The organism is Methanoregula sp. (assembly GCF_002835825.1).
In the GTDB taxonomy this organism is placed as follows: Archaea; Halobacteriota; Methanomicrobia; order Methanomicrobiales; family Methanospirillaceae; genus Methanoregula.
The window spans coordinates 1-1411 of sequence record NZ_PIZH01000537.1; the positions used below are offsets into that span (position 1 = coordinate 1).

Annotated in this window: 1 protein-coding gene; it reads left to right on the forward strand. The window is 56.6% G+C overall.

The features are described from left to right. Positions 1-1411, forward strand: a 1411-nt coding sequence (locus CW742_RS13080) for a V-type ATP synthase subunit I (RefSeq protein ID WP_292421081.1), incomplete at both ends; no start/stop codon positions are given.

Genomic DNA, 1411 nt, shown 5'->3' on the forward strand with positions numbered 1-1411 from the left:
GAGCTTTCGGTCAGGCGCTCCAAAGTCGACACGCGGATCAAGGAGATCGAGCAGAAGATCGCCGAGATCAGGCCGTTTTTAGATGTACCGGTTGACCTGAACCTGTATCACGGTTACAAGAGGTTCACCACGATTGCCGGTTACATCTCCCGCGACGTATCCTTCTGTGTGCCCTGCGAGTACCACCTCGCAAAGGGCAAGGACAAAAGCTTCCTTGTTGTCGTGTTCCCGACCGAATCAAAGGGTGAGGTCGAACGCTCCCTTGCCGAGGCTGTGTTCCAGTCCGTCCCGGTCCCGGACGAGACCGGCTCGGCAATGAGTCGGATCGAAGTATACCAGGCCGAGATTGCGGCGCTCCGCGAGGAACTTTCCGGGATTACTGCAAGGCTCGGGGCCGTGCGACAGAAGCACGCCTCGTTTCTTGTTGCTTGTGAAGAGCTCCTCAAAGCCGAGGTCGACCAGACCGAAGCGCCCCTGCGGTTTGCGACAACGAACCAGACGTTTGTTGCGGAGGGCTGGGTCCCGACTTCGAAGCTCAGGGGTGTTATGGATGCCCTTGTCCATGTGACGGAAGGCAAGATCTATATCACGGAGTTGCCCACGGACCCCGAACACGATTCGGTTCCGGTGGAGTATAAAAACCCGGATTTTGCAAAACCCACCCAGATCTTAATGGACGTTTATTCCCGGCCGCGATACACCGAGCTTGACCCTACGCTGATGATCTCGATCGTCTTCCCGTTATTCTTCGGGCTGATTGTCGGGGATGTTGCGTACGGCCTTGCCTTCATCGCGATGGCGCTGGGCCTGCGAAGGTTCCTGAAAGGCGAAAGCGGCCGGATGCTCCTTACTGTTCTCAGGAACGCAGGCATCTCGACGATATTCTTTGGTCTCGCTTTCAGTGAATTCTTCGGGTTCGGGATACCCGGGCTGAACCCGATTCTGTTCAACCGGCACCTGGGCGATCATGGACATGCACCGGACATCCCCGAACTGATGGTATTGTCCATCTGGATCGGTCTCGCTCACCTGACCCTTGGCCGTATCCTCGGCATGTACAACCATGCAACCCAGGATCATGGCCACCACCGTACGCTCGCCATCATGGCCAACTTCGGCTGGATCGCCGTGTTGTGGGGGATTCTTATTGCGATCTGGTCAACCGTTGTGATGCCGCTGATGCCCGATCTTACCGGACTTCCGGGCACCGTGTCGATCCTGAATATCGGGCACATTATCGGAGGAGCGCTGCTCCTTGCAGGTATCGTCTTCATTGCACGGGAGAACTTCCTTGAAGTGATCGAACTGCCCACGATTCTCTCCCACGTGCTCTCGTACGCCCGTCTGATTGCGGTCGGACTTTCGTCGGTCGCAATTGCGCTTGTCGGCAACTACATGACCCTTGATATGT